The sequence below is a fragment of the Devosia sp. GW821-FHT12F11 genome (genome assembly GCF_058806655.1).
In genome coordinates this window covers 314,307-339,901 of the sequence record NZ_JBXAPX010000001.1, presented here as the reverse complement: position 1 = coordinate 339,901, position 25,595 = coordinate 314,307, and the positions used below count along the sequence as shown (strand labels likewise).

At 65.8% G+C, this 25,595-nt stretch carries 26 protein-coding genes; 19 read left to right on the top strand and 7 right to left on the bottom strand.

Annotated features, from left to right (window positions below; translation table 11 throughout):
* Positions 1-302: 302 nt before the first annotated feature.
* From AC1ROK_RS01735 to AC1ROK_RS01720, 4 genes are read left to right on the top strand one after another with little or no spacing between them, the layout of a single operon-like run.
* Positions 303-968, top strand: a complete 666-nt coding sequence (locus tag AC1ROK_RS01735; protein ID WP_492843216.1) for a TetR/AcrR family transcriptional regulator — start codon at positions 303-305, stop codon at positions 966-968.
* Positions 969-978: 10 nt separating this feature from the next.
* A complete protein-coding gene (locus tag AC1ROK_RS01730) occupies positions 979-1,923 on the top strand; it encodes an HlyD family secretion protein (protein WP_492843214.1) in 945 nt (314 codons plus the stop codon).
* Positions 1,924-2,904 carry an ABC transporter ATP-binding protein gene (locus tag AC1ROK_RS01725; protein WP_492843212.1) on the top strand — a complete coding sequence of 327 codons (981 nt, stop codon included), beginning with the start codon at positions 1,924-1,926 and terminating at the stop codon, positions 2,902-2,904.
* A complete protein-coding gene (locus AC1ROK_RS01720) occupies positions 2,901-4,034 on the top strand; it encodes an ABC transporter permease (protein WP_492843210.1) in 1,134 nt (377 codons plus the stop codon). The genes AC1ROK_RS01725 and AC1ROK_RS01720 overlap by 4 nt, the downstream gene beginning before the upstream one ends.
* A gap of 40 nt (positions 4,035-4,074) precedes the next feature.
* Here the strand turns inward: AC1ROK_RS01720 and AC1ROK_RS01715 are convergent, their stop codons facing one another.
* A complete protein-coding gene (locus tag AC1ROK_RS01715; RefSeq protein ID WP_492843208.1) occupies positions 4,075-4,497 on the bottom strand; it encodes a hypothetical protein in 423 nt (140 codons plus the stop codon).
* A 14-nt stretch (positions 4,498-4,511) separates the two neighbouring features.
* On the opposite strand from AC1ROK_RS01715, the gene AC1ROK_RS01710 reads away from it, so the two are divergent.
* The 5 genes from AC1ROK_RS01710 to AC1ROK_RS01690 all read left to right on the top strand — a co-directional run bounded on the left by AC1ROK_RS01710 (position 4,512) and on the right by AC1ROK_RS01690 (position 7,809).
* Positions 4,512-4,952, top strand: coding sequence for a LysR substrate-binding domain-containing protein (locus AC1ROK_RS01710; protein WP_492844657.1), 441 nt, complete (start codon positions 4,512-4,514; stop codon positions 4,950-4,952).
* Positions 4,952-5,929, top strand: coding sequence for a zinc-binding dehydrogenase (locus AC1ROK_RS01705; RefSeq protein ID WP_492843206.1), 978 nt, complete (start codon positions 4,952-4,954; stop codon positions 5,927-5,929). The genes AC1ROK_RS01710 and AC1ROK_RS01705 overlap by 1 nt, the downstream gene beginning before the upstream one ends.
* A 2-nt stretch (positions 5,930-5,931) precedes the next feature.
* Complete coding sequence (locus AC1ROK_RS01700; protein ID WP_492843204.1) at positions 5,932-6,627, top strand: sulfotransferase domain-containing protein; 696 nt, start codon at positions 5,932-5,934, stop codon at positions 6,625-6,627.
* 76 nt (positions 6,628-6,703) lie between these two features.
* The gene (locus tag AC1ROK_RS01695; RefSeq protein ID WP_492843202.1) at positions 6,704-7,111 is read left to right on the top strand and encodes an MbcA/ParS/Xre antitoxin family protein; all 408 of its coding nucleotides are present in this window, start codon (positions 6,704-6,706) and stop codon (positions 7,109-7,111) included.
* The gene (locus AC1ROK_RS01690) at positions 7,108-7,809 is read left to right on the top strand and encodes an RES family NAD+ phosphorylase (protein ID WP_492843200.1); all 702 of its coding nucleotides are present in this window, start codon (positions 7,108-7,110) and stop codon (positions 7,807-7,809) included. Before AC1ROK_RS01695 ends, AC1ROK_RS01690 begins: the two co-directional genes overlap by 4 nt.
* On the opposite strand, the gene AC1ROK_RS01685 is transcribed toward AC1ROK_RS01690, so the two are convergent.
* The gene (locus tag AC1ROK_RS01685; RefSeq protein ID WP_492843198.1) at positions 7,799-9,142 is read right to left on the bottom strand and encodes an NAD(P)H-dependent oxidoreductase; all 1,344 of its coding nucleotides are present in this window, start codon (positions 9,140-9,142) and stop codon (positions 7,799-7,801) included. The genes AC1ROK_RS01690 and AC1ROK_RS01685 overlap by 11 nt on opposite strands.
* A 44-nt stretch (positions 9,143-9,186) precedes the next feature.
* Here AC1ROK_RS01685 and AC1ROK_RS01680 point away from each other — a divergent pair, with 44 nt between their 5' ends.
* The 5 genes from AC1ROK_RS01680 (at position 9,187) to AC1ROK_RS01660 (ending at position 13,888) form a co-directional block, all read left to right on the top strand.
* Entirely contained in the window at positions 9,187-10,203 is a 1,017-nt protein-coding gene (locus AC1ROK_RS01680; RefSeq protein ID WP_492843196.1) for a 3-hydroxyisobutyryl-CoA hydrolase, read from the top strand.
* Between the two features lie 118 nt (positions 10,204-10,321).
* Positions 10,322-10,582 (top strand): STAS domain-containing protein, encoded by a 261-nt coding sequence (locus AC1ROK_RS01675; RefSeq protein WP_492843194.1) that lies wholly within the window; start codon positions 10,322-10,324, stop codon positions 10,580-10,582.
* A gap of 3 nt (positions 10,583-10,585) precedes the next feature.
* Positions 10,586-10,945, top strand: a complete 360-nt coding sequence (locus tag AC1ROK_RS01670) for a response regulator (protein WP_055874686.1) — start codon at positions 10,586-10,588, stop codon at positions 10,943-10,945.
* Positions 10,946-11,002: 57 nt separating this feature from the next.
* A complete protein-coding gene (locus AC1ROK_RS01665; protein ID WP_492843192.1) occupies positions 11,003-13,285 on the top strand; it encodes a chemotaxis protein CheW in 2,283 nt (760 codons plus the stop codon).
* A 117-nt stretch (positions 13,286-13,402) separates the two neighbouring features.
* A complete protein-coding gene (locus tag AC1ROK_RS01660) occupies positions 13,403-13,888 on the top strand; it encodes a chemotaxis protein CheW (RefSeq protein WP_055874692.1) in 486 nt (161 codons plus the stop codon).
* A 294-nt stretch (positions 13,889-14,182) separates the two neighbouring features.
* On the opposite strand, the gene AC1ROK_RS01655 is transcribed toward AC1ROK_RS01660, so the two are convergent.
* Genes AC1ROK_RS01655 through AC1ROK_RS01645 form a run of 3 tightly spaced genes read right to left on the bottom strand, consistent with a single transcriptional unit; the run spans position 14,183 to position 19,975 of the window.
* A complete protein-coding gene (locus tag AC1ROK_RS01655; protein WP_492843190.1) occupies positions 14,183-17,521 on the bottom strand; it encodes an error-prone DNA polymerase in 3,339 nt (1,112 codons plus the stop codon).
* Entirely contained in the window at positions 17,518-19,233 is a 1,716-nt protein-coding gene (locus AC1ROK_RS01650) for a Y-family DNA polymerase (protein WP_492843188.1), read from the bottom strand. Before AC1ROK_RS01650 ends, AC1ROK_RS01655 begins: the two co-directional genes overlap by 4 nt.
* On the bottom strand, positions 19,118-19,975 hold the full coding sequence (locus tag AC1ROK_RS01645) for an ImuA family protein (RefSeq protein WP_492843187.1): 858 nt from the start codon (positions 19,973-19,975) through the stop codon (positions 19,118-19,120). The genes AC1ROK_RS01650 and AC1ROK_RS01645 overlap by 116 nt, the downstream gene beginning before the upstream one ends.
* A gap of 178 nt (positions 19,976-20,153) precedes the next feature.
* Between AC1ROK_RS01645 and AC1ROK_RS01640 the strand changes: the two genes are divergently transcribed.
* Positions 20,154-20,585 (top strand): tellurite resistance TerB family protein, encoded by a 432-nt coding sequence (locus AC1ROK_RS01640; RefSeq protein ID WP_492843186.1) that lies wholly within the window; start codon positions 20,154-20,156, stop codon positions 20,583-20,585.
* A 3-nt stretch (positions 20,586-20,588) separates the two neighbouring features.
* Positions 20,589-20,909, top strand: coding sequence for a heavy metal-binding domain-containing protein (locus AC1ROK_RS01635; RefSeq protein WP_492843185.1), 321 nt, complete (start codon positions 20,589-20,591; stop codon positions 20,907-20,909).
* 267 nt (positions 20,910-21,176) lie between these two features.
* Here the strand turns inward: AC1ROK_RS01635 and AC1ROK_RS01630 are convergent, their stop codons facing one another.
* Positions 21,177-21,749 carry a hypothetical protein gene (locus tag AC1ROK_RS01630; protein WP_492843184.1) on the bottom strand — a complete coding sequence of 191 codons (573 nt, stop codon included), beginning with the start codon at positions 21,747-21,749 and terminating at the stop codon, positions 21,177-21,179.
* Between the two features lie 204 nt (positions 21,750-21,953).
* On the opposite strand from AC1ROK_RS01630, the gene ppa reads away from it, so the two are divergent.
* From ppa to AC1ROK_RS01615, 3 genes are all read left to right on the top strand, one after another.
* Positions 21,954-22,487 (top strand): inorganic diphosphatase, encoded by a 534-nt coding sequence (gene ppa, locus AC1ROK_RS01625; RefSeq protein ID WP_055874708.1) that lies wholly within the window; start codon positions 21,954-21,956, stop codon positions 22,485-22,487.
* A gap of 94 nt (positions 22,488-22,581) precedes the next feature.
* A complete protein-coding gene (locus AC1ROK_RS01620; RefSeq protein ID WP_492843183.1) occupies positions 22,582-23,958 on the top strand; it encodes a serine hydrolase in 1,377 nt (458 codons plus the stop codon).
* 162 nt (positions 23,959-24,120) lie between these two features.
* On the top strand, positions 24,121-24,747 hold the full coding sequence (locus AC1ROK_RS01615) for a chloramphenicol phosphotransferase CPT family protein (RefSeq protein WP_492843182.1): 627 nt from the start codon (positions 24,121-24,123) through the stop codon (positions 24,745-24,747).
* A gap of 9 nt (positions 24,748-24,756) precedes the next feature.
* On the opposite strand, the gene AC1ROK_RS01610 is transcribed toward AC1ROK_RS01615, so the two are convergent.
* Positions 24,757-25,590 (bottom strand): SMP-30/gluconolactonase/LRE family protein, encoded by an 834-nt coding sequence (locus AC1ROK_RS01610; RefSeq protein ID WP_492843181.1) that lies wholly within the window; start codon positions 25,588-25,590, stop codon positions 24,757-24,759.
* Positions 25,591-25,595: the final 5 nt, after the last annotated feature.

The window sequence follows — 25,595 nt, the reverse complement described above, 5'->3', positions numbered from 1 at the left end:
TCCGAAGGGGCCCTCCCCGTTTTCGGGGGCGTTCGGAGAGGGCCGTCGGTTTGGGGACCAGCCGCGGCCGGTGGCTGAGGAGGTTTCAGCTACCGGCCGCGCTTGGGGGGTCCGCCGCACGGGGACAGATGCACCTTAGGGCAGGGGTCGTTTGGCCTGCGTGATGTCAACGTGAGCATGACCGGTTAGTCGAAAGTTGCATCGATCCAATGTCGCCCCAGCGGGGCGATCAACGTTCTTGCAAATGACTGACCAGTCAGTTATTAGTCTACTGACCGAGCAGTCAGTAAGGCGAGCGAGCGATGAACACCACCGATACAGATCGCGGACCGAAGTTCCGCCGGCGCGCCGAGGCGCGACCGGACGAGGTGCTGGATGCGGCGCTGGAGCTGTTCATCGAGAAGGGCTTTGCCTCCACCCGGGTCGAGGACATCGCCAAGCGCGCTGGGCTGAGCAAGGGCACGGTCTATCTCTACTTTCCATCCAAGGAAGCGCTGCTTGAGGGGCTGGTGCGGCGGGCGATCCTGCCGATCGCCGATTCGGCGCTGACCACGCTGCACGATTACGAGGGCGATCCGCGCGTCGTGCTCAGCATGGTACTGACCATGCTGGCCGGCCGGTTCGGCGACCCCAAGGTGATGGCGATGCCCAAGCTGATCTTCCGTGAGGCGATGGGCTTTCCGGGGCTTGCCGAAATGTACCGGCGCGAGGTGCTGGATCGAGTGCTGCCGGCGGTCGAGGGGCTGCTGCGGCGCGGCATCGAGCAGGGCTACCTGCGGCAGGTCGACCCCAGCCTCACCATCCGCTCGATCATCGGCCCGCTGATGCTGCACGTGGCGATGGCGGAGATCTTCGGCATCACGCCGGAAGGGGGGCTGCACATGGAAAAGCTGGTCGAGAACCACCTCAGCATCCTGTTCGACGGGCTGAGCGCGCCGCCGAGCGCCAAGCAATGGTCGAGCAGCTGAGGGGACGGTGATGGACGGTTTTCTCGCCTGGCTGTTCGGCCTCATTGCACTGGTGATCCCGGGGTTCGGTGCAACCGAGCCGCCCCGCTACAACGGCTATGTCGAGGCACGCTACGTCTACGCCTCGTCGAGTACCGCCGGACCGATCGAGACGATCTCGGTGCGCGAAGGCGATGTGGTGCTGGAAGGCGACCTGCTGTTCCGGCTGCGCTCGGAGCAGCAGATCGCACTGCTGTCGGCCGCCGAGGCGCGAGTGGCGGCGGCGGAGGCGGGGCTGAAGAACCTGACCACCGGCAGCCGGGCCGACGAACTCGATGTCATCCAGGCGAGCCTGCAGAAGGCGCAAGCGGACATGAATCTCGCCAGCGACAGCGCGACGCGCAGCGAAAAGCTGTTCGAGCAGGGACTGGTGCCGCAATCGAAGCTTGACCAGGACCGGGCGGGCCTCGCCAGCGCCGAAGCGGCGGTGCGCCAGCTCGAGGCGCAGCTGAAGGTGGCGGAGCTGCCGGCGCGCACTGAGCAGCAGGTACAGGCGGAGGCCAACTTGGCGGCGGCGCATGCCGATGCGGAGAAGGCCAATGCGGACCTCGCCGACCGCACCATCACCGCGCCGGCGGCCGGACGGATCGAGCGGATATTCTTCGATGCGGGTGAGATCGTTGCGGCCGGGACGCCGGTGATCTCGATCCTGCCGGAAGGGGCGCTGAAGGTGAAGTTCTACGTGCCGGAGGCGGCGCGGGCGGGCTTTGCGCTGGGCGACCAGCTGGCGGTGAGCTGCGATGGCTGCCCCGACGGGCTGGTGGCGCGCGTCAGCTTTTTTGCCTCCGACCCGCAATTCACCCCGCCGGTGATCTACTCACGCGACGAGCGGCAGCGGCTGAGCTACCTGGTGGAAGCAACGCTTGATGGCGCCACCCTCCATCCTGGCCAGCCGGTGACGGTGGAGCGCCGGTAAATGAGCGAGCCGCTGGTCATCGATGTGCATGGACTGACCAAGAGTTTCGGTCCGAAGCGGGTGGTCGACCATTTCGACATCCAGGTGCCGAAGGGCGCGATCTACGGCTTTCTAGGGCCGAACGGCTCGGGCAAGACCACGACCATCCGCATGCTCTGCGGGCTGTTGACGCCGGACGAGGGCGAGGGGACATGCCTCGGCTTCGACGTGCGCAAACAGGCCGAGCAGATCAAGGAGCAGGTCGGCTACATGACGCAGAAGTTCTCGTATTACGAGGACCTCTCGATCCGCGAGAATCTCGATTTCGTGGCGCGTATGTACCGGCTCGACCGGCGCAAGGAGCGCGTCGACCAGGCGCTGGCCGATCTCGGGCTCGCCGACCGGCAAAAGCAGCTCGCCGGATCGCTGTCGGGCGGCTGGAAGCAGCGGCTGGCGCTGGCGGCGTGCCTGTTGCACGAGCCCAGGCTGTTGCTGCTCGACGAACCCACCGCCGGCGTCGATCCCAAGGCGCGGCGCGACTTCTGGGACGAGATCCGCCGGCTTTCGGCCATCGGCGTCACCGTGCTGGTCTCGACCCACTACATGGACGAGGCGGTGCAGTGCGACTTCATCACCTACATCGCCTATGGCAAGAAGCTGATCGACGGCCCCTCGGCCAAGATCCCCGAAATGGTGGGGCTCGAGACCTGGCGGGTGGAAGGGCCTGAGCTTGCCAAGCTCGAGGACCGCTTGCTCACGGAACCCGGCGTGGTGCAGGTGGCGCGGTTCGGCACGGTGCTGCACGTATCGGGGACCGACAAGGCGGTGCTCGAGGCGACGGTGGAACGGCTCAGGGCCGAGGGCACGCATCGCTGGAGCCTGCAGGTGGCGGGGCTCGAGGAAGCGTTCATCTACCTGATGACCGGGGCGCGGGACAATTTCGCTGGAGACGGTGGCGATGCCGTCAAACCTGCCGGCGCACCGGGGCAGGCTGCGGCATGAACCTCGGCTTCTCGTTCAAGCGCTTCGGCGCCGTGCTCTACAAGGAATTCATCCAGATGCGGCGCGACCGCATCACCTTCGGCATGATGATCGGGTTGCCGATCATCCAGCTGTTCCTGTTCGGCTTTGCCATCAACGCCGACCCGCGCAACCTGCCGACGCTGGTGGAGATGGGCGATAACGGGCCGCTGAGCCGGGCGGTGATCGCGGGGATGCAGAACTCGTCCTACTTCGCGTTCAAGGGAGCCGTGTCCGGGATCGGCGAGGGCGAGGAGGCACTGCGGCGGGGCGAGGCGAACTTCGTGGTGGTGATCCCCGAGGATTTCGAGCGTGACGTGGTGCGCGGCAACAAGCCGGAGATTCTGGTGGCGGCCGATGCCTCTGACCCCTCGGCCACCGGTGGGGCGGTGGCGGCCTTGTCGGGCATCGTCACCGTGGCGATCGCCGAGACGTTAACCGGCCCCCTGGCGCAGCAGGCGGGCTCGGCGCCGTTCTCCATGGTGGTGCACCGAGAATACAACCCCGAGGGCAAGACCTCGACCAACATCGTGCCGGGGCTGCTGGCCATCATCCTCTCGATGACCATGGTGATGATCACCGCGGTGGCGATCGTCAAGGAGACCGAGCGCGGCACCATGGAAATGCTGATCGCGACGCCGGTGAAGCCGCTTGAGGTGATGCTGGGCAAGATCCTGCCCTATGTGTTCGTCGGTTATGTGCAGACGGCGGTGTTCCTCGCGGCGGCCAGCCTCGTCTTCGGGGTGCCGTTCGAGGGCAGCGTCTGGGCGTTCTTTCTCGGCTTCAACCTGTTCATCGTGGTGAACCTGGCGCTGGGCTTCCTGATCTCGACGGCGGCCAAGAGCCAGATGCAGGCGATGCAGCTGAGCTTCTTCACCATTCTCCCCTCGATCCTGCTCTCCGGCTTCATGTTCCCGTTCGCCGGCATGCCGGGCTGGGCGCAGTTCATCGGCCAGGCCGTGCCGGCGACACACTTTTTGCGGGTGGTGCGCAAGGTGATGCTGAAGGGGGGCGAGGTGGCCGATGTGACCGGCGAGCTTTGGGCGCTGGTCATGATCCTCGTGGTGATCTCGGGGATCGCCATGCTGAGGTATCGACAGACGCTGGATTGAGGCAGGGGCGCGGCGGGGATGCCGCCGCGCCGGCGTCGGATCAGGGCGTGATCGCCATGTGGTTGTCGTGGCTCACGAAATACATGTGCACGTCGTAGTGCGGCACCTCGTATCCCTCGTGGCCCTGCGGCTCGAAGTTGAAATCGACGTGGTCGACGGGCGGCAGCTCGATACCGGCCTTCGAGGCGAGCTCGAGGAAGGACTTGCCGGTCTTGAACGAGTCCTGGTCGATCATGAACTCGAGGAAGATCACCTTGCCGTTGGAGACGCCGTAGATCGGGCCGAGCGGCAGGTGGGCGGGGTTGGCCCAGTGTTCGCCCATGCCGGGGACGACGCCGGAGAGCTGGATCACGTCCTTGGGCAGGCTCGAGACGTCAGGCAAGGTGGTCCCATGCGCCAGGGCCGGGGAGGCCGCCACGGCGAGGAGTGCAGCAAGGGTGGCGGCGCGAAGATATGCAGTCATAGTAGCTCCAGTTGGTGCGGTTCGGACGTCCCGCTTGGCGCAGGCGCCCGATTACCCCCGCGGGGCGGAGGGATGGCGCGGAGCGCACTTCGCGGCAACGGCTAAATCGGCGGCAAACGGGGTGGCCCGGCCGGTCCGTTCAGCCCAGCTTCAGAAATCAGGCCGAGAGGGCATCGCCGAAATCGGTGACGCCGCATGTGCAAATCAATATCGACTGGGTGCTGCGCCAATCGGCGATTGCCGGCCTCGGTATTACCTACCTGCCGGAATTCATCACCGGCGATGCGTTGCGCGATGGTCGGTTGGTCAGGGTTTTGCCCGAATGGAGTATACAGTCGGTCGACGTCAACGCGGTCTATCCATCCAATCGCAACATCACTCCCAAGGTGCGGGGGTTCGTCAGTGTACTGGCGCGGCGGTTCGAAGGCGTGGCCGACTTTATGGAGTGCATGTGATGAAGGCGGTGGTGTTCGACGAGTTCGGCAGCCCGAGGAAAGTGTTGCGGGTCGAGGAGCGGCCTCTGCCGGAGCCCGGGCCGGGGCAAGTGCGGGTGAAGCTTGTGCTGTCGCCGATCCACAACCACGACCTGATGATCGTCACCGGGCATTATGGCTACAAGCCGCGGCTGCCGCATGTGCCCGGCACCGAGGCGCTGGGGGTGGTCGACAAGCTGGGTGAAGGCGTGACCAACCTCAAGCTGGGGCAACGGGTGACCGGCGGGGCGAGCGCCGCCTGGGCGGAATATTATCTCGCCGGCGCGCAATCGCTGGTGCCGCTGCCCGATGGGATCGACGATGCGACGGCGTGCCAGCTGGTGTCGATGCCGCTGAGCGCCTGGCGGCTGCTGGGCGAGCTGCAGGTCGAGGCGGGCGAGTGGATCGTGCAGAACGCGGCGAATGGCGCGGTGGGCAAGATCATCGCCAAGCTGGCTGCAGAGCGCGGTGTGCGAGTGCTCAACATCGTGCGACGCGAGGAAGCGGTTGCTGAACTGGCCGCCGAAGGCATCGGCGATGCGGTGTCGAGCGAGCATGAGGACTGGCAGGATCGGGCCCGCGCGATCACCGGCGGCGCGCCGATCCGGCGGGCGCTGGATTCGGTTGCCGGTCGGGCGTCAGACGAGCTGCTGGACCTCGTCGCCGAAGAGGGCTGGCTGATCTCGTTCGGCGCCTTGAGCGGCCGGCCGATGCAGATCAGCGCCGATAACCTGTTGTTCAAGCGGGCGGTGGTGAAGGGGTTCTGGGCCGCCAAACCCTCGAGCTTCCACACGCCCGAGCAGATCCGCGGCGCCATTGTCGAGTTCGTCGGCAAGGCGGCGCGCGGTGAGCTGAAACTGCCGATCGCCGAGGTGTTTCCGCTCGAACAGGCGGCGGAAGCCGCCGAAGCCAGCAACGAAAAGGGCCGACAGGGAAAGATCGCGATCCGCGGGAGCTGAAGGTGATCGTCTGGCTGGCGTCCTTCCCGCGCTCAGGCAACACGTTTCTGCGCATCCTGCTCGACCGGCTCTACGGGGTGCGCAGTTCCACCGTCTATGATGTTGACGGGGTGGCGCAGCGGCTCGGTACGAGCTTTGTCGGATATGCGGACCGGCCGGCGAGTTACGCGGCGATGCGCGCCTCCGATGCCGTGCATTTCGTCAAGACACACCGGCAGCGCGATACCGACGTTGACGAGGCCGACCGGGCGATCTGCCTGGTGCGGGATGGTCGCGACAGCCTCGTGTCCTGGGCACGGATGATGAGCGAGGCCGATCCGGTCGCGTTCGAGCCGCGGTTGCGCGAGATGATCGAGCGCGACACGCCGAGCGGGACAGGCAGCTGGGGAGCCAATGTGCTGAGCTGGCTGCAGCCGGCGGCGCGTCAACGCATCGTGCTGCGCTACGACGATCTGATCGCCGATCCGGTAGGAGAGGTGACGGCGGCGATGGCGGCGCTGGTGCCCCAGCTGCGGCCACTCGAGGGGGCGGATGCACCGGATTTCGCGGCGCTGCGCCGGACGGACGCACGTTTTTTCCGGCGCGGCGTAGTCGGCTCCTATCGCGATGAGTTGCCGGCTCACCTGCACGAACTGTTCTGGTCGCGCCCGGGCAATGCCGAGGCGATGGCGCTGCTGGGATATGCCGAGCCGCTCTAGGTCGCTGCTGCCCGCGGACCAGGCGGACTTGCCATTTGGCGCACAATGCATAACTATGTGCCAAATGGAGAGTGCGATGCAGCTGCAGCCCATCAATACCGACGCCGGTGCCTTTCATCCCGAGCCCATCACGGACCTGGAAGCGGCCGCGATGTTTCGGGCGGTGCTGAACCTGTTCAAGCGCTGGGAGGTTACCGACGCGGAGGCGGCAGTGCTGCTCGACCTGCCGATGCGGACCTTTGCACGCTGGAAGGCCGGTGAAATCGGTCGGCTCGGCCGGGACGGCAAAGCGCGGCTCTCGAACCTCATGGGCATCCACAAGGCGCTGCGCTTGATCTTTCGCGAGCCCGAACGCGGCTATCGCTGGATCAAGGCCGCCAACACCGCCTTCGGCGGCAGAAGCGGGCTGGACGTGATGCTGGGCGGGGAGCTTACGGACCTGATGCGGGTGCGGCGTTATCTCGACGCCGAGCGCAGTTGGTGAGTGCCACCCCCACCGCTCCGGTCAGCTGGCGCGGTGCGGTGCGGATCATCCGATCGATCCACCCGCCGATAGACCTGTTCGAGGACATTGCCGATCCGCGCGACTGGCCGTTGCTGATCTCGGCCGAGCAGAAGACCAATCCGCGGTTGATGGAATCGATCGGCCGACTGGATCTGGTACCGGTAGAGCGGCGGGTATCAGGCCCTGGCGCCACTTACCTGATGGCGCCGTTCACCCATGCGACGACCGACCGGCCGAGCCGCTTCAGTGATGGCAGTTTCGGCGTGCTCTATGTCGGCGACGGGTTCGAGACCGCGCTGTTCGAGACCATCCACCACCATCAACGCTTCATGCGCGCGACCAACGAGACGGCCGGCTGGACTTCGCAGTTCCGCGAGATTGTCCTCGACCTGGAGGCTGAGCTGGCCGAACTTCGCCTCGCACCGCTCGCGGGCGTGCTTGCCGCCGACGATTACTCCGAGGCGCAAACCCTCGGCGCCGCCCTGCGGGCAGCGGGATCGGAGGGCGTCGTCTATCCCAGCGTCAGGCGGCCGGGCGGCGAATGCGCGGGACTGTTCTACCCCGACCGCTGCGCCGATGTGCGGCAGGGCCGGCATCTCGACTATCACTGGAACGGCGATCGGGTGGATTTCTACCGCGACGCCGGGTCAAGGCAGGTGTTCGAGATCACGCCGTGAGCCCGAGCATCTGGTCCTGGCGCTGGCGCAGGGCGTAGAGCCGGGTGGTCTGGTCGGGCAGCGCGTTGGCGGTGGTAAGGAGCTGCCCCTTCTTCACCGGCGCGGTGACCTTGCCGCCTTCGAGCAGGCCGACCGGCACGGCGTGCTGGCGGCGGGCGTCTTCGACGGTGAGGATAAAGCTGCGATAGCAGGTCTCCCCGATGGCATCGAAGCTTTCGCCGACCGCCAGGTCGCGCTTGGCGACGGCGCAGACTTCGGCGACGGGGTTGGGCATCGGCACCATGTCGGGCTTGCCGTAGAGCATGATGCGGGCCGCGGTCAGCGGCACTTCCAGTGAGGTCAGGTGATAGGGGCGGAAGAAGGCGTAGTACGGGCCCTTGCCGACATGCAGGTCGTCCATGCGCTCGATGATGCGCGGATGCTCGGCCTCGACGATGACGAAAACGCCCGGCGCCACGCCGTTGCCGATGGTGAAATCGACGACACCCTTCTTGTTGAGGATGCCGCCATCCGCCTTGGGGATCAGCACCTTGACCATGTCGTCGCGGTCGGCCTTCGGCCCGTGCATGCCCGGCACATCGGGGACGAGCCCCGTGGCGTTGGCGATGCAGGCCATCTCCACCATGGTCTTACTGCCATCGACGAACTCCACCAGCATGCGCGGGTTCATGTTCCGGCGGATCGCTTCCTCGCGATAGTCGTCGGGAACCGCGTCGTGATTGAGCGGGTTGTTCTTGCCCTTGCCGGCCGAGACGATCCGGTAGCCGAGTGCCGAGGCGAACTCGATCAGCTCCATGCAGCTGCTGGGTTCGTCGCCTGCGCCGACCGAATAGACGACGCCGAGGCGGTCGGCCTCGCGCTTCAGATAGGGGCCGATGGTGACGTCGGCTTCGACGTTCATCATCACGAGGTGCTTGCCGTGCTCCATTGCGGTCAGACAATAGTCCGCCGCGACGCCGGGCTTGCCGGTGGCATCGATCACCACGTCGATCAGTGGGTTCTTGACCAGCGTTTCGGCCGAGGTGACGGCCATCTTGCCGGCCTCGATGGCGGCAGTGACCTTGCTGTCGGTGTCGGCTTCGACGGCGTGCGCGTCGTCGCCATAGGCGATGGCCATGGCGGCGCGGGCGGTGTGTGGGCGGCGGGTGGCAATGGCCGCCACTTCGATGCCGCGCATCAGCCCGCCCTGGGTCACCAGGTCAGTGCCCATCTCGCCCGAACCGATGACGCCGATGCGGATCGGCCTGCCGGAATCGGCCCGCGCCTTGAGGTCGCGCGCGATGCCGGTCAGATGCACATTGGTGAGCGGGGTCGGGGGGTTGATGGCCTTCATGCGCGGTGCTCTACCACTGGCGTCGCCACATGGGAACCTGAGAGATGACCGGCCAGCTCGATGTGATTCGTGAGGGAAACCTGGGGATCATTGCCCTCAACCGGCCCGAGGCGATCAACGCGCTGAGCCTCGAGATGATCGACGGCATCACCCGGGCGCTCGAGCAATGGGCCGATGACGACGAGATCCGGCTGGTGCTGTTCGAGGGCAGGGGCCCGCGCGGCTTCTGCTCGGGCGGCGACGTCCGGGCTGTGCGCCAGGCCGTGCTCGACGGCGAGGCAGCGGAGGCCGACGCCTTCTTTGCCGCCGAGTACCGGATGAACGGCATCATCGCGCGTTATCCCAAGCCCTTGGTGGCGCTGACCCATGGCATCGTGATGGGCGGCGGCATCGGCATTGCCGGCCACTGCGCCTTCCGCTTCACCACCGCCGAGGCGCGTTTCGCCATGCCGGAAGCGGCGATCGGCTTTACCTGCGACGTGGGAGTGAACTTCATCCTCAGCAAGGCTCCCGTGCACCGGGCGCTGGCCTTCGCGATGACCGGGGTGCCGGTAGGCGCTGCCGATGCGCTGGCGCTGGGGCTGACCGATTGCGCGATCGACCCGGCACGGCGCGACGCGGTGCGGGCGGGGATTGCGGCGGCAGCCGGTGCGCCGCGGATCGAGGCGGCGCTCGGCGCGCTGATGCAGGCGGAAATGGCGCCGGTGGGCGAGGCGGTGCTGTGCGCCGCGGCTGACCGGCAGCAAGGGCTCGACTGGAACGACGCCGAGGCGATCGTCGGCACGGCAGGGCGCGAGCCGCAACTGGCGCAATTGGCGCTGCGTTCGCCGACCAGCCTCGTCGCCATTGCCGAGAGCCACCACGCGGCGCGGCGGATGGCCGATATCGGCGCCGTGCTGGCGGCGGACCTGCGGCTGGCCCGCTTGCTGTCGCGGCTGCCGGATTTTGCCGAGGGGGTACGGGCGGTGCTGGTCGACAAGGACCAGAAGCCCGCGTGGCGGCCCAACTCACTGGCGGGCGTCGACCGGGCCTCGATCCGGGCGGTGCTGGGCGCTGCCTGACGCGCCGAAATCGCCCGAATTTAGCACTTCCTAAACCGTTCCATCGGATGCTGGCGCCGGGCAGAAGTCCACGGGGGCAGCCAAGTAGATGGCTCAGGCACGCAGCAAAACTATCGCCTTGCCGGCGATCGTCGATCTCGACGCGCTCGATCCTATTCGTGACGAGCTGGTCGACGCCATCGAATCCGGGCCGGTTACGGTCTCGGGGGCGGCGATCGAACGGGTGGCGACCAACGCGCTGTTCATGCTGTTGAGTGCCGCCGAGACCGCCCGTCGCAACAATTTCGCATTTTCGGTCAGCGCGCCCTCCGAGGCGTTCCGGCTGGCTGTTTCGCGGCTGGGGCTTCAGGCCCCGTTCGCCGCGATCATGGAAGGGTAATTCATGCGTGTACTGACGGTTGACGATTCCCGAACCATTCTCGCCATGCTGCACCATACGCTCAGCAATGCGGGCTTCGAGGTGCTGCAGGCCGAAGACGGCCAGAAGGGCCTCGATGTGCTCAAGAACGAGAGCGTCGATGTGGTGATCACCGACATCAACATGCCGGTGATGGATGGGATCGAGTTCATCAAGAACGTCCGCGCCTCGGGCATGCACAATTCGCTGCCGATCCTGATCCTCACCACCGAAACCAGCCAGGACAAGCGCGACCAGGGCCGCGCTGCCGGCGGTACCGGCTGGATCGTCAAGCCGTTCGACCCGGAAAAGCTGATCTCGGTGATCCACCGCGTGGTGCACTGAGTTCCAACCGCGCCTCTCTCGCCTTCCCGGTAACCCAGAAGGGTTCGTGACTAGTCCATGAGCGACCTCGACGACTTCAAGGCCACCTATTTCGACGAATGCTCGGAGCTGCTGCTCGAACTTGAAGAGCAGTTCGCCGCCATCGAAGAGGGCGACCGCTCGAGCGACCGGCTGAACGCGGTGTTCCGCGCCATCCACTCGATCAAGGGGGGCGGTGGAGCGTTCGGTTTCCAGGGGCTGGTCGGCTTCGCGCATGCCTATGAGACGCTGCTCGACCATGTCCGCGACGGACGGGTGGAGCTCAGCGAACAGGTAGCGGCGCTCTGCATTCGCGCCAACGATATCGTCGCCGACTTCGTCGCGGCGGCCAAGGACGGCACTGAGCTTGAAGCCGGCTACGGCGCCGAGGAAAAGCACCAGTTCGACGCGCTGACCTCTGATGACCCGGATATGGCCGGCGAGCCGATGGAAGAATTCGACATCGACTTCGTGCCGGTCATGGTGACCATCGCCGGGGCGGAAGATGATGATAACGACGTGGTGGCCGAGGAGCCGCTGAGCCTCGCCGTGCTTGACGATGCCTTCGAGGCGCCACCTCTGGCGCCGGAAGCCGGGCACTGGATCATCCGTTTCACCCCGCATTCCGAGCTTTACGCCCGCGCCAACGATCCGCTGCTGCTGCTGCGCGAGCTGGGGACGCTCGGCGATATCAAGGTAAGGGCGGTGCTCGACGAGATCCCGGCCTTGGCCGATTTCGAGCCGTTCGGGGTCTATTGCAGCTGGGAGATCACGCTCAGCTCCGACACCGTGACCGAGGCGGCGATCGCCGAGGTGTTCGAATTCGTCGAAGGCAATTGCGACCTCGAGATCACCCGCGGTGAAGCGCCGGTGGCCGAAGCGGCGCTCGATGCCGAGATCGAGGCGATGCCGTCGTTCGCCGAACTGATGGCCGACGTGACCGAGCCGACGGCTGCCGTTGCCGAGGTCGAGGCAGCCCCGACGGCTGAGCTGTTGAGCTTTGCGGCGCTGGCCGAAAGCATGAAGCCGGCGCTGAAGGCGGCGCCACCGGTGCTGCCGCCGCCGCTGAAGCAGGCGGCTCCCGCCGAGGAATTCGAAGGCGAGAACGACCGGCGTTCGGGCGCCGAGGATCGCCGCAACGGCGTGCAGTCGATCCGCGTCGATCTCGACAAGATCGACCGCGTGGTCAACATGGTGGGCGAACTGGTGATCACCCAGTCGATGCTCACCCAGCAGATGGATGAGACGCTGCGCGCCCGCTACCAGGAACTGGTGCGTGGGCTCGAAGTGCTGGCGCAGACGACGCGCGGCCTGCAGGATTCGGTGATGGCGATCCGCGCCCAGCCGGTGAAGACCGTGTTCTCGCGCATGCCGCGACTGGTGCGCGAACTCGCCAGCAAGACCGGCAAGAAGATCCGGCTCGAAACCATCGGCGAGAATACCGAGATCGACAAGACGATCATCGAGCAGCTTTCCGACCCGCTGACCCACATGATCCGCAACTCGGCCGACCATGGCATCGAGAGCCCGGAAAAACGGCTCGCTGCCGGCAAGTCGGAAAGCGGCGCGATCCGGCTCTCCGCCGAGCAGGCCGGCGGCAACATCCTGATCGCCGTGGAAGACGATGGCGGCGGCATCAACCGCGAGCGCGTGCTGCAGGTGGCACGCGACCGCGGCGTGGTGGGGCCGGAGCAGACGCTGAGCGACGAGCAGATCGACCAGCTGATCTTCGCGCCGGGCTTTTCGACCGCCTCGGAAGTCTCCGACATTTCCGGCCGCGGTGTCGGCATGGATGTGGTGCTCAGTAACATCAAGAAGATCGGCGGCTCGGTGCACGTGAAGAGCTGGACCGGCAAGGGCACGCGGATGACTCTGCGCCTGCCGCTGACCCTCGCCGTGCTCGACGTGATGCTGGTGAAGGTGGCGGGTTCGCCCTACGTGATCCCGCTCTCCTCGATCGTCGAGACCATCCAGTGCGCCCGGGCCAATTTCTCGCGCATGCCCACCGGTGGACAGGTGCTGCAGGTGCGCGGTGAATATGTGCAGGTGGTGGACCTGGCGTCGCGCTTCGAGATGACCACCGACGTCGAACGCGACAACCGTTTCGTGGTGCTGTGCGAGGCCGAAGGCGGGGTGAAGGTGGCGGTGATCGTCGACGACATCATCGGCCAGCAGCAGGTGGTGATCAAATCGCTGGAAGAGAACTTCCAGTCGATCGAAGGCATCGCCGGCGGCACCATCCTGGGCGACGGCAACGTGGCGCTGATCGTCGACGTGCAGGGGCTGAAATCCGCCACCGCGGCTCACAAGAGCGCTGCCTGAGGATTTATTCGATCGCGCTTTCGAAGCGGAAAAGTCTGCAACTTTTCCTGAAAGCGCTCTAGCTGAACGACACATCTGACGCCGGCCAGGAGGCCGGCAGGAAAGGCAGAAGACCAAATGGAATCCCTCGCATTCAAGGACGACATCTCCGGCAGCGTCGCGGCTGCCGCCAACTCGCTGCAGCTGATCGCGTTCTCGATCGGCGAGCAGACCTATGGGGTGGAAATCACCACGGTGCGCGAGATCCGCGCCTGGAACGGCGCGACGCCGTTGCCCAACACCCGGGAATTCGTGCGGGGGGTGATTAACCTCCGCGGCACCATCGTGCCGATCTTCGATTTGCGCGCCCGCTTCGGCGAAGGCCAGACCTCGCCGACCAAGAACCACGTCGTGGTGGTGATGAGCGTCGGCGAGAAGTGGGTGGGGATCCTGGTCGACGCGGTATCCGACATCCTGACCGTCGCCAAGACCGACATCCACAACGTGCCCGAGGGCAACTCGATCGACACCGAGCTGTTGAACGGCATCGTCACGCACGAAAGCCGCATGGTTGGCCTGATCGACCTGCACGCGGTGGTGTCCGGCGCAAAGATGGACAGCTGAAGCGGAGCCATCGCTGAAGCGTCAGGGGCTGCCCGCGAGGGCGGCCCTTTTTAATACAAGTGGGAAGCGCTCCCGGCAGTGGAGTGGGGGCCTTCTCCCCTTGTGGGAGAAGGTGCCCAAAGGGTGGATGAGGGGTATCCCTCCGCGTGCTCGGTCGCTCCTCGCTTACGCTCGGATCGCGCTACACTTCGTTGCGCGTACCCCTCATCCGGCCTTCGGCCACCTTCTCCCACAAGGGGAGAAGGTAAGAGGTGCCTGCTGCCGCGATTGCGGTTCTGCCCCAGGCCGAAGCGCCTAATGAAAATTCCGCCCCGACGGCAGCGCGGCATACGCCTCGCGGTCGAGCTGCTCGCGGCGGCGGCGCTCGCCCTCGTCGCGGCCGGGATGCGGGCCGGTGCGGCCCTCATCGCCATGCGCCAGAACCCCGTTGCCGATGTCAAAACCCTGCGCCAGGTCGAGCAGGCTGGGGGTGAAATCGGTGAAGCTGCGGGAGACGAGATGGGTGACGAGCCCCTCGCGCTGCAGCTGGCCGCGCACCGCCAGCAGGCGTGAACCGAGCACGACGCGGCGGTTGCTGTCGAAGGTCTTGTTCCACACGATGATGTTGGCGATGCCGGTCTCGTCCTCCAGCGTCATGAAGATCACCCCGCTTGCCGTGCCCGGCTGCTGGCGCACCAGCACCAGGCCGGCGGTTTCGACGATGGCGCCGTTCGGCTTGTCGATCAGGTCGGCGCAGCGCAGCGTGCCGCGCCGATCGAGCTCGGGGCGGAGGAACCCCACCGGGTGCCCCTTCAGTGACAGCGACAGCGTCCGGTAGTCGTGCACCACCGATTCCCCTGGGGCCATCACCGGCAGGTCGCTCTCGGCATCATCGGGTTTCGACACCTTCTTCGAGATCGCGAACAGCGGCAGCTGCTCGGCTCCGGCCACGCCGTTGAGCCCGCGCACCACCCACAGCGCCTCGCGCCGATTGAGCCCCATCGAGCCAAAGGCATCGGCCTCGGCCAGCTTTTCCAGCGTCGCCACCGGAATGCCGGTCCGCACCCAGAGGTCGCGGATCGAGGCATAGCCATCACCGCGGCGGGCGACGATCAGGCTGGCATGATCCTGCTTCAGCCCGATGACCTGCCTGAGGCCGAGCCGGATCGCCTTGTTCGACAGGATATCGTCGCGCATTTCGGCATGCTGTTTGGCGAGCCGTTCGCGCGCCGGAACCCCATCCTCCAGCACATGCAGCCAGTCCGAGCGGTTGACGTCGGCGACCCGCATCTCGACCCCATGTTCGACGGCGTCGCGGACGATCTGCGCCGGCGAGTAAAAGCCCATCGGCTGGCTGTTGAGCAGCGCGCAGGCGAACACATCGGGGTAGTGACACTTCATCCAGCACGAGGCATAGACCAGCAGCGCGAACGAGGCGGCGTGGCTTTCCGGAAAACCGTAATCGCCAAACCCCTCGATCTGGGCGAAGCAGCGCCGGGCGAAATCCTCTGCATAGCCATTGGCTTTCATGCCGCTGAGGAAGCGGTCCTTGAGGGTATGGATGGTACCGTTGCGCCGGAACGTCGCCATGGCGCGGCGCAGCTTGTCGGCTTCTCCGGGGGTGAAGCCGGCAGCGACGATGGCGATCTGCATGGCCTGTTCCTGGAACAGCGGCACGCCATGGGTTCGCTTCATCACCTCATAGAGATCAGGTGGCATGGGCTCCACCCTCTCGAGCCCCTGCCGGCGCTTCAGATAGGGATGCACCATGCCGCCCTGGATCGGCCCGGGCCGAACGATGGCGACCTCGATGACGAGATCGTAGAACTCCACCGGCTTCAGCCGCGGCAGCATCGACATCTGCGCCCGGCTCTCGATCTGGAACACCCCGATGGTGTCGGCGCGATGCGTCATCCGGTAGACCGGAGCCTTCACCTCAGGCTGGGTCTCCTCCGCCATCAGCTGCGGCAGCGTGACATCGCGATCATAGTGCTGATGCAGCAGCTCGAACGAACGGCGCAGGCAAGTGAGCATGCCGAGCGCCAGGATATCGACCTTGAGGATGCCGAGCGCGTCGATGTCGTCCTTGTCCCACTCGACGATGGTGCGGCTCTCCATCGCCGTCTTCGAGATCGGCACCAGGCTTTCGAGCGAGTCGCGGGTGATGACGAAGCCGCCGACATGCTGGCTGAGATGGCGGGGGAAGGATTTCAGCACCGGCACCACATTGAACATCTGCGTCAGGGTCGGATCGTCAGGATCGAGACCGAGCATCTTGATGCCCTTGAGATCGGCGGCATTGCCCCAGCCCCAATGCAGCTGGTTGAGCGCCCCGATAGTGTCGTCGGAAATCCCGAACACCTTGGCGGTTTCGCGGATGGCGCTTTTCGAACGGTAGGAGATGACGGTGGCGGTGAGCCCGGTCCGCTCGCCACCGTATTTGGCGTAGACATACTGCATCACCTCCTCGCGCCGCTCATGCTCGAAATCGACGTCGATATCGGGCGGTTCGTCGCGTTCGGTGCTGAGGAAGCGGCCGAACACCAGCTTGACCTTGGTGGGGTCGACCTCGGTCACCCCGAGGCAATAGCAGACCGCCGAATTGGCGGCCGAGCCGCGTCCCTGGCAGAGGATTCTGAGCTCATGCCGGGCGTAGCGCACTATATCCTCGACGGTGAGGAAGTAGGAAGCGTAGCCCTTGTAGGCGATGAGGCAGAGCTCGTTCCAGAGGCTCCGCTTGATGTCGTCGGGGATACCTTTTGGGTAACGCCCATGCGCCCCCACCCAGGTCAGCCGCTCCAAGGTCTCCTGGGCCGTCTCGCCATTGCCGATGGTTTCGGTCGGATAATTGTATTTCAGCTGGTCGAGGCTGAAACCGATGCGATCCAGCAGCAACTGCGTCTCGGCGATCGCCTCGGGATGCTCGGCGAACAGCCGGGCCATCTCGCTTGCCGGCTTCAGGTGCCGCTCGGCGTTCTGCTGCAGCCGCCGGCCGGCGGTTTCCAGCGTCAGGTGCTCGCGAATGCAGGTCACCACGTCCTGGACGATCTTGCGGTTGGGCTCGTGGTAGAGCACGTCGTTGACCGCCAGCAGCGGCACGCCGGCCGCCGCCGCCATCGCGGCCAGCCGGTTGAGCCTGCTGCGGTCGGTGCCCTTGAAGGTCACGGCCGCGGCCAGCCAGACATTGCCCGGGCTGAGCTTGGCGAGGCGTTCGAGCACGGCGCCGGAATGCTCCCAGCGCGTTTCGTCGCAATGGAGGATCAGCAGCTGGCCTGCGATGAAGTCCGCGAGGTCGGCGAAGCTCAGCACGCACTTGCCCTTTTCGCTTTCCTTGCGCAGGTTGCCACGGCTCAGCATGCGGCAGAGCCGGCCATAGGCCTCGCGGTCCGAGGGGTAGGCGATGATGTCGGGGGTATCGTCGGCAAAGCACAGCCGGACCCCGACGACATAGCGAAAATCCGGCGCCTTATGCTTGAGGTCGCGATGCGCCACGTAGCCCCGAACCACGCCGGCAAAGCTGTTGCGGTCGCAGATGCCGACGCCGCTCATCCCCAGTTCGATCGCTGCCGAGACCAGTTCTTCGGGGTGCGAGCCGCTTCTCAGGAACGAGAAGTTCGACGTCACCATCAGTTCGGCATAGGCGAGCCGGCTCATGCGAAGAACCCGTGCAGGAACCAGCGCGGCGCTTCGGCGGCGCCATAGAGCCCGATGCGGAAGATCCAGAAGCGCCGGCCGCCATCATCCTCGATGATGTAATAGTCGCGCACCGTGGTCAGCGGATCGAACGCCGCGAGTGCGGAAACATGCTCCGGCTCCTTGGGTTTGGGCTTGTCAGTTTTGGGGTCGTCGCGCGGGTCACGCCGCTTGCTGCCTCGCTCCGGCCGCTCCAGCACCTCGAGGTTTTTGCCCGAGCGCCACCATTCGGCCTCGATCCGCTCCGGCCCCGAGGCCTTGAGGATACGGTAAGCGATCCGCCGCCAGATGATCCGCATCGGCGGGCCATGCGGCACCTCCGCCATCACGTTGATCGGTTCCGGATGGGGCAATAAGCGGAGCGGCCGCCGAAGTTCCGGATCGGGCAGCGCCTCCGGATCGTCCTCGGTCCGGGCGATCACCGGCTCGAGCTTGGCGGCCCGCTCGGGGATGTGGGTGTTGACGAATTTCGAGCGGGTGAGCGCCAGCGGGCCGAGCCGGCTGGTCATCCGATCATAGAGCCGGTCGAGATCCTGGGCCCCATCCTGCACCTCGAACGCCCCGAGCTGGGTGCTTTGCACTTCCGCCAGCGAACTGGCCGCCAGCCGGATCATGTCGATGCCGAACCCGGCATCATATTCGCCTTCGAGCCGCTCCGAGCGGTGCACGAACAGCTGGGCGATATGGTTGGGGTCGCGGGTCGCCCGGCCGGCATTGATGGTGAGGTTCATCACCTTGTGGTCGACCCGATAAAGCAAGAGATGAAAGGTCTGCGCGCCGATTCCCTCGGCTTCGAGCCGCAGGCCGAGCTGGATGGCGAGATCGCGCGCCGTCATCAGCACGTCGTCCATGTAACCGATGGGCTCGGCGAAGCGGCGCTCGGCATAATATTCGGCGATCGGCAGGCGCGGGGTGATCCGCTCTTCGATCCGCCCCAGCGCCTGGTCGAGCCTTAGAATCAGCGTTTCGCCGAAGCGGGCCTGCAGCGCCCGCCGATCCCGGCCATAGAGCTGGCCGATGGTCTTGAGCCCCATCTGGTTGAGCCCGGCAACCTGCGCCTCTTCGAGCCGCAAGCCGACGATCGGCAGGGGAGCGAGCGCCGCTTCGGTCTCTCCCCTGGGGACGATGCGGCCGGCGGAGAAATGCGCCAGCGCCCAGGCCGCTCCAACCGTATCGGCGATGGCGCCGGAGACGGTAAAACCCAGGGCGCGCAGCCGGCTGACCAGCACCTCGAGCATTTTCTGTTCGTCGCCGAACAGGTGGGCGACCCCGGTGATGTCGAGGATCAGGTCGCCATAGGGCGCCGTTGCCGTGTGCACGGCGACGATCGGGCTGGCGTTGGAATGCCAGTCGGCAAAATCGGCGAAGACCTGCTCGAGGTATACCCGGTCGATCTCGCGCACTTCCAGTTCCGGCACCAGCGCCCGCGCATCCGAGAGGTTCTGCCCGGAGATCAGGTTGGCCTTCGCCGCAGCCGCATCCACCGCGGCGAGACGCATGGCGCCTTTCTGCTTTTCCCACAGGGCCAGCGGGCGCGACGAGCGGGCGAGCTCCGGGTCAGCCCGCTTGAGACAGTCGGTGGCCCAGCGCGGCAGCGACAGGGCGAGGTGGCGGCGCCGTTCGGTGAACAGCAGTTCCGGTGCGGCGTTTGGGTTCGACTGAAACGAAGCCATTTTCTGTCCAGTCCACAAGCATGGTCTTGCCTTCGGCGCGCTGCGTCTTGTCGCCGAGCCGGCCTTTTTCGATCTCGACCTGGAAGCGGGGAATTCCCGGGGCGCGCGGGTCGAACGGCAGCTCCCCGCTCATGGCCGGCGAGATGCGCCAGCGGAGCTTGGCGGCGCTCGCCTCGCGGCCCCGGCCGTAGCGGACGAGGAAGGCCGAGGTCCCGGCTGCGGCAGCGCGGAGGCTCAGCCGGCGCGATACGGTGAAATCCAGCGCCTTGGGGTGGCTCGCGAGATCGGCGATGACCCCGGCCACCGCCCGGCAGGCAATGGCTTCCTCCATGGCCCAGAGCAGCTCGGTTACCGTCTCGATCCGGCCGATCACCAGCCGCGCCGGATCGATGCCGAACTGCGTGAGCCCGGCGCCATAGGGCAGCCCCAACTCCTGGCCTTCCCCCACCAGTTGCAGGTACAGCACCGCCTGCCGCTCCGAGGTCAGCAGCTGCCGGGCGAGCCCGAAGGTGAAGCCGAGCGCCGCGCCGCTCTGGCGCTGCTCATCGGCAAACACCTCGTGCAGCAGCCCATTGGGGGCAGCGAGCAGCTCGAGCGGATCGGCGTTCTCGGGCTCATCATTGGCAGCCCGCCCCAGCCGCTCGGCCAGCAGCGCCGCGCCTTCGGCCAGCAGCGGGCGCTTTTCCAGGGCGGCAATTTTCAGTCGTAAGGCATCGAGATCGTGGCGTGTGAGGCCCGGCATCTGAGCCTCCCTGTTGTCGGTAATTAGAACAAATAGGGAACACCAGAGTCCACTAGAGAGTCAAGCCGGATGAATCCTGCACGTTCCGCTCACATCCTCGCGCTGCGGCATAGGGGGCACTTTCGCGATCGGGCAGGACTGCCTATGTTTCCTCCATTCTCCCAATGGACTCCCTCCCATGTTCGATGCGTTGCGCTCCATCTTCCAGAGACCCGATGCCACTGTGCTCAGCATGGAGCCGAAACTGGCGGTCGCGGCATTGCTGGTACATCTGGCCGCGATCGACGGGCAGATCAGCGAGACCGAACGGCAGGCGCTCGAGGGCACGCTGATGGATTATTACGAACTCGACGAGGGCGAGGTTAAGAAGCTGATCGCCGAGGCGACCAAGCGGGACCAGGAGTCGGTGGATTTCTATCGCTTCACGTCAGCGCTCAGTTCGCTCGATGATGGCGAGAAGATCGAGATCATACGGATGATGTGGCAGGTGGTGTTCGCCGACAAGCGCAACCACGAGCTCGAGGACAATATGGTGTGGCGCATCGCCGAGCTGATCGGGGTATCGTCGCGCGACCGCACGGTGCTGCGCAACCAGATGGCGCGGGCCTGAGTCATGGTCATCATCTCGACCACGCCGACGCTCGAAGGCCGGCCGATTCGTGATTACCTCGGCATCGTCACCGGCGAGGTGATCGTCGGCGCCAATATCTTCAAGGACCTGTTCGCCGGGATCCGCGACATCGTCGGCGGGCGCGCCGGGGCCTATGAAGGGGCGCTGCGCGACGCCCGCAACACCGCTTTCGATGAACTCAGGGCCGAGGCGCAACGCCTCGGGGCGGACGCGGTGGTCGGGGTCGATATCGACTACGAAGTGGTCGGGCAGGCAGGCTCGATGCTGATGGTCTCGGTTTCGGGCACGGCGGTGCGGCTGTAGCGGCGCGCACCTAATCCTCATCCGCGGTGGTCATCCCCGCGAAAGCGCATATGCGCCAAGTCATGGTCGTGCCCCACCCACCGGCTGTCATCCCAGCGAAAGCTGGGAGCCACCTATCCACTTGCGCTGGGGCGAGTTGGGTCCCTGCTTTCGCAGGGATGACACCGAGCTTGGGGCGCCGTCTGGTGCTGTCGCCTTAGCGCTGGATCGGAACATCTCAGGATGGGCCCCGGCCTTCGCCGGGGTGACACCGTGGGTGTGGAACGCTCAGCGCTTCCAGGCCTCGAACTTGCCCACATATTCCGGCTCATCCGTCTCGCAGTCGAAATCCTTCGCCTTGCTGTCGGCGGCCTGGCGGGCGAGACTCTCGGCGTCCGGGTTGGCCAGCGCGTCGACATAGGCGATGTGGCAGGTGGCGCCGGGGCTGATCCTGGTCACCACAAGCACCTCGCCGTCGGGCTTGCCCTCCTCGCCCTTGGTGAAGAAGCGGAGGATCGAGGCGAACGGCTTCCAATAGCCATCCGCGTTGGAAACGCGCCACTCGATCTTGTCGCCCAGCCGGTTGGGCGGCTGCAGCCGCTGCTTGGCCGCTTTCTCGGTAGTCGAGTTGAGGCCGTAGGAGACGGCCATCCGCAGATCGCTCTCGGACACCATGACCGGCATGCCCTTGAGGCCGGTGCAGGCCCAGGTGGAACCGAAATCATCGGACTGCATCACCGTGCAATCGATGTTGAGGTCGAGGTTGGTCTCGCTCGATTCGATCTGCTGGGCGACGGCCGGTGCGGCGAGCAAAAGCCCGACGGCGACATAAAGCGCACTGGCGAAAAACCGTCCGGTCACGGCAAATCCTCCTTAAGGCTGCATGCCACCCGCGCATTCGTATGCCTTGCAATCATGGCCCCGGATAGGCCACAACGCGCGAACTCGAGCCGGCCATCGTTTCAGTGAAACGCTTGCCGTCTCGAAATTTCCGTTTGTCGCGCTTCCGAACCGGAAAAGTCTGCAACTTTTCCTGGAAACGCTCTGGACCTCAAGGCAGACCCAATGAACATCGACGCGATCCCGATCGGCAAGAATCCCCCCGACGACCTCAACGTGATCATCGAGGTGCCGCTGGGCGGTGAGCCGATCAAGTACGAGATCGACAAGGCCTCGGGTGCGCTGTTCGTCGACCGCTTCCTCTACACCCCGATGCGCTACCCGGGAAATTACGGTTTCGTGCCGCATACGCTGTGCGGCGACGGCGATCCGCTCGACGTGATCGTGATGAACTCGCGGCCGCTGGTGCCGGGCGCGGTGGTGCGCTGCCGGCCGTTCGGAGTGCTGTTCATGGAAGACGATGGCGGCAAGGACGAGAAGATCCTTGCCGTGCCGGTATCCAAGCTCACCAAGATGTATGACGGGATCAACGACATCACCGACATGCAGCCGATCCAGCTCGAGCGGGTGAAGCACTTCTTCACCCACTACAAGGATCTCGAGCCGGGCAAGTGGGCCAAGATCGAAAAGCTCGGCGGCGTCGATGATGCCCGTCAGGTGATCCTCGAATCGATCGAGCGGGCCAAGGCCGAGAAGTAGGCGTCTGCGCGGCCGGTTCGACCAGGTAATCCTGGCGCAATGCTTGTCCCTCCAATTGTGAGCCCCATATCGGGGGCTCACCTTGGAGGACCGGATGAAAGCCGTACTGACCGCACTCGCCGCCACCCTGCTGCCGACAGCCGCCACCGTGGCGCAGAGCCCGAGCGATGCGGCGATCGAACAGATCCTGGTCGAGCGCATCGATACCGCCGAGCAGAATGTCGGCATCGCCGTCGCGGTGATCGAAAACGGCGTACCGCGCTTCGTCTCCTACGGCCATCCTGATCTCGGCGTTGCAGAAGCGATCGACGAACACACGGTGTTCGAGATCGGCTCGGTCACCAAGCTGTTCACCAATGTGCTGCTGGCTCAGGAGGTGCTGGCCGGGACGATCGACCTCGACGCGCCGGTCGTCACCTACCTGCCTGATGGCACGATACTGCCCGAGCGCGGCGGCAAGCAGATCACCGCGTTCGACCTGGTGACCCATTCATCGGGCCTGCCGTCGGTGCCACCAGGGCTTGGCGCGGCCAATCCGGCAAACCCCTATGCCGGCTATGGCGCGGACCAGCTCTATCGGTTCCTCGCGAGCTACCAGCTGCCGCGCGATATCGGGGCGGAGTTCGAGTACTCCAATATCGGCCTGGCGCTGGTGGCGCAGGCGGTCGAGCACGTCACCGGCAAGAGCTACGCCAGCCTGCTCGATGAGCGTATCTTCACGCCGCTCGAAATGACCGAGACGGCGCTGACCACCACGCCCGAGCTCGAGGGACGGCTGGCGCGCGGACACGACGCGGCGCGCAACCCGGTGAGCAACTGGGACCTCGAGGTGTTTGCCGGCGCCGGGGCGCTGCGTTCGACCGTTGCCGATGTCAGCAAGTTCATTGCCGCGGCGAGCGGGGCGGTGCCCTCGCCACTCGACCCTGCCCTTACCATCATGCTGGAGCGGACCCGGGCGTCCGATCCGAACGGCGGCAAGGTCGGGCTGGGCTGGTTCACGCTCAGTCACCCCGAGGGCGAGATCGCCTGGCACAACGGCATGACCGGCGGCTACAACGCCTTCGCCGGCTACGATCGGCAGAGCCGCAAGGGCGTGGTGGTGCTCTCCAACATGGCGAGCGCGGTGGGGATCGAGGATATCGGCTTCCACCTCCTCGCCGAGAACCTGCCGCTGGCTCCGATGCCGAAACTGCGCCAGGCGGTCGAGACCGATCCGGCGCTGCTCGACCGCTATGTCGGCAAATATGCGCTGACCCCGGCCTTCGTGCTTGAGGTGACGCGCGAGGGCGACGGGCTGTTCGTCCAGGCGACGGGGCAGGCGAAGCTCCCGGTGTTCGCCGAGAACGAGACGACGTTCTTCTACAAGGCAGTGGATGCGCAGCTGAGTTTTGAGCTCGGCGCGGACGGCAAGGCAACGAGCCTGACGCTGCACCAGGGCGGCCACAGCCAGCCCGGCAACCGCATCGAATAGAAGAACGACGGACCCCTTGAAACCGTGAAACCGGGTTCACATATATCGGTCAACGGTTGGATCGGGGCGCTGTCCCTCCCGGCGACCTGGTCCCAGCCAATGAAAGGCGCTCCCCTTACGGGTTGAGCGCCTTTCTCTTTTTCAGCACCACGAGGGGCAGCAATGAGCGGACGGATCGTCATTCTCAACGGTACGCCACGGGCCGGGAAATCCTCGATCGCGCGGGCCATCATGGCCCAGCTGCCGGGGCACTGGGTAAACCTCGGCGTCGACCGGATGAATGCGGCGCTGCCCAAGGACATGCTGCCGGGGATCGGGCTGAGGCCTGGCGGCGAGCGGCCGGACCTCGAGCCGACCGTGGTGCGGCTCTATGCCGAGCTTTACGACGAGATCGCGGAACGGGCCGGCGCCGGCGAGGATGTAGTGGTCGATGTCGGCCATCATGACAGCTACTCGCGGCCGCTCGGCATTCTCCAGGCATCGGCCCGGCGGCTCAGCAGCTTGCCGGTGCTGTTCGTCGGGGTGCGGTGCCCGATCGAAACCATCATGGCGCGACGCAATGCCGACCCGCAGGGCGGCTTCTACGTCGGGGGTGCCGGGGTGCCGGAGCCGGTCCGGCGCTGGCAGGAGGCGGTGCACCAGCCGGGGGTCTACGATCTCGAGGTGGATAGCTCGGTGATGACGCCGGAGCAGTGCGTTGCGGCGATTGCGGCAGTGCTGGCCGCGCCCGCGAGGCCGAGTGCGTTCGAGCGGCTGGGGGCGCCCCAAACCAGCGCCGGCGCGGGCTGACCCTCACCCCTACGGATAACCCGCATGCGGCACCGCAACCCGGGTGCTGAACACGCGGCCGGTAGGTAGGCTGACATCGACACTGCCCGTCCATTCGTTGGCGACCATGTAAAGCGTCTTGCCATCGGGGCCGCCGAGCATCACGGCGAAGCACATGCGATCGAGCTCGAACTTTTCGACGATCTCGCCGCCATCGCGGATGCGCAGCACCGTGGGGCCGGTGGAGGTCCAGATGGCGCCTTCGGCATCGGCGCAGATGCCGTCATTGCCGTATTCACCGACATTGCCCCAGAGCCGGCGATTGCTCAGGTTCCCGTCCTCACCGATGTCGAAGGCGGTGAGGTTGCCGTTGAACGACTCGGCGCAGACCAGCGTCCTGCCATCAGCGAGAATGGCCATGCCGTTGGGGAAGGCGAGGCCTTCGGCGACCTTGCGGCTGGTGCCGTCGGGCCCGACGAGCGCGATGAAGCCGGGGCGGAACTCGCCGCCGGGAAAGTCGAAATCGACATTGTTGACGTAGATGTGGCCCTTTGGGTGCACGGTGATCTCGTTGCAGCCGCGCTCCGACAGGCCGGAAAGATCGGCGAAGCAGGCAAAACTGCCATCGGGCTGGCGCAGCTTCAGCTCGTTGTCGGCGGCGTGCACCAGGAGCATCCGGCCATCGGGCAGCCAGTCGAACGAGAAGGGCAGGGAGGCGATCTCCGCCTCGACGGCCGAGCGGCCCTCGGCGTCGATGGTGTAGAGCTTCTGGCCGACCCAGTCGGCGAACCAGAGCTTGTTATCATGCCAGCGCGGGCATTCCCCGAGCAGGATTCCGTCCATCAGCTGGGTGATCTCGGTCATGTCGC

What these genes read in the sequence shown, in the direction of transcription:
- AC1ROK_RS01730 (WP_492843214.1), top strand. Translation starts at nt 979, where the DNA reads ATGGACGGTTTTCTCGCCTGGCTGTTCGGCCTCATTGCACTGGTGATC.
- AC1ROK_RS01705 (WP_492843206.1), top strand. Translation starts at nt 4,952, where the DNA reads ATGAAGGCGGTGGTGTTCGACGAGTTCGGCAGCCCGAGGAAAGTGTTG.
- AC1ROK_RS01640 (WP_492843186.1), top strand. Translation starts at nt 20,154, where the DNA reads ATGTTCGATGCGTTGCGCTCCATCTTCCAGAGACCCGATGCCACTGTG.
- AC1ROK_RS01615 (WP_492843182.1), top strand. Translation starts at nt 24,121, where the DNA reads ATGAGCGGACGGATCGTCATTCTCAACGGTACGCCACGGGCCGGGAAA.
- AC1ROK_RS01665 (WP_492843192.1), top strand. Translation starts at nt 11,003, where the DNA reads ATGAGCGACCTCGACGACTTCAAGGCCACCTATTTCGACGAATGCTCG.
- AC1ROK_RS01635 (WP_492843185.1), top strand. Translation starts at nt 20,589, where the DNA reads ATGGTCATCATCTCGACCACGCCGACGCTCGAAGGCCGGCCGATTCGT.
- AC1ROK_RS01670 (WP_055874686.1), top strand. Translation starts at nt 10,586, where the DNA reads ATGCGTGTACTGACGGTTGACGATTCCCGAACCATTCTCGCCATGCTG.
- AC1ROK_RS01645 (WP_492843187.1), bottom strand. Translation starts at nt 19,975, where the DNA reads ATGCCGGGCCTCACACGCCACGATCTCGATGCCTTACGACTGAAAATT.
- AC1ROK_RS01660 (WP_055874692.1), top strand. Translation starts at nt 13,403, where the DNA reads ATGGAATCCCTCGCATTCAAGGACGACATCTCCGGCAGCGTCGCGGCT.
- AC1ROK_RS01620 (WP_492843183.1), top strand. Translation starts at nt 22,582, where the DNA reads ATGAAAGCCGTACTGACCGCACTCGCCGCCACCCTGCTGCCGACAGCC.
- AC1ROK_RS01610 (WP_492843181.1), bottom strand. Translation starts at nt 25,590, where the DNA reads ATGACCGAGATCACCCAGCTGATGGACGGAATCCTGCTCGGGGAATGC.
- AC1ROK_RS01720 (WP_492843210.1), top strand. Translation starts at nt 2,901, where the DNA reads ATGAACCTCGGCTTCTCGTTCAAGCGCTTCGGCGCCGTGCTCTACAAG.
- AC1ROK_RS01685 (WP_492843198.1), bottom strand. Translation starts at nt 9,142, where the DNA reads ATGAAGGCCATCAACCCCCCGACCCCGCTCACCAATGTGCATCTGACC.
- ppa (WP_055874708.1), top strand. Translation starts at nt 21,954, where the DNA reads ATGAACATCGACGCGATCCCGATCGGCAAGAATCCCCCCGACGACCTC.
- AC1ROK_RS01680 (WP_492843196.1), top strand. Translation starts at nt 9,187, where the DNA reads ATGACCGGCCAGCTCGATGTGATTCGTGAGGGAAACCTGGGGATCATT.
- AC1ROK_RS01695 (WP_492843202.1), top strand. Translation starts at nt 6,704, where the DNA reads ATGCAGCTGCAGCCCATCAATACCGACGCCGGTGCCTTTCATCCCGAG.
- AC1ROK_RS01650 (WP_492843188.1), bottom strand. Translation starts at nt 19,233, where the DNA reads ATGGCTTCGTTTCAGTCGAACCCAAACGCCGCACCGGAACTGCTGTTC.
- AC1ROK_RS01715 (WP_492843208.1), bottom strand. Translation starts at nt 4,497, where the DNA reads ATGACTGCATATCTTCGCGCCGCCACCCTTGCTGCACTCCTCGCCGTG.
- AC1ROK_RS01725 (WP_492843212.1), top strand. Translation starts at nt 1,924, where the DNA reads ATGAGCGAGCCGCTGGTCATCGATGTGCATGGACTGACCAAGAGTTTC.
- AC1ROK_RS01735 (WP_492843216.1), top strand. Translation starts at nt 303, where the DNA reads ATGAACACCACCGATACAGATCGCGGACCGAAGTTCCGCCGGCGCGCC.
- AC1ROK_RS01655 (WP_492843190.1), bottom strand. Translation starts at nt 17,521, where the DNA reads ATGAGCCGGCTCGCCTATGCCGAACTGATGGTGACGTCGAACTTCTCG.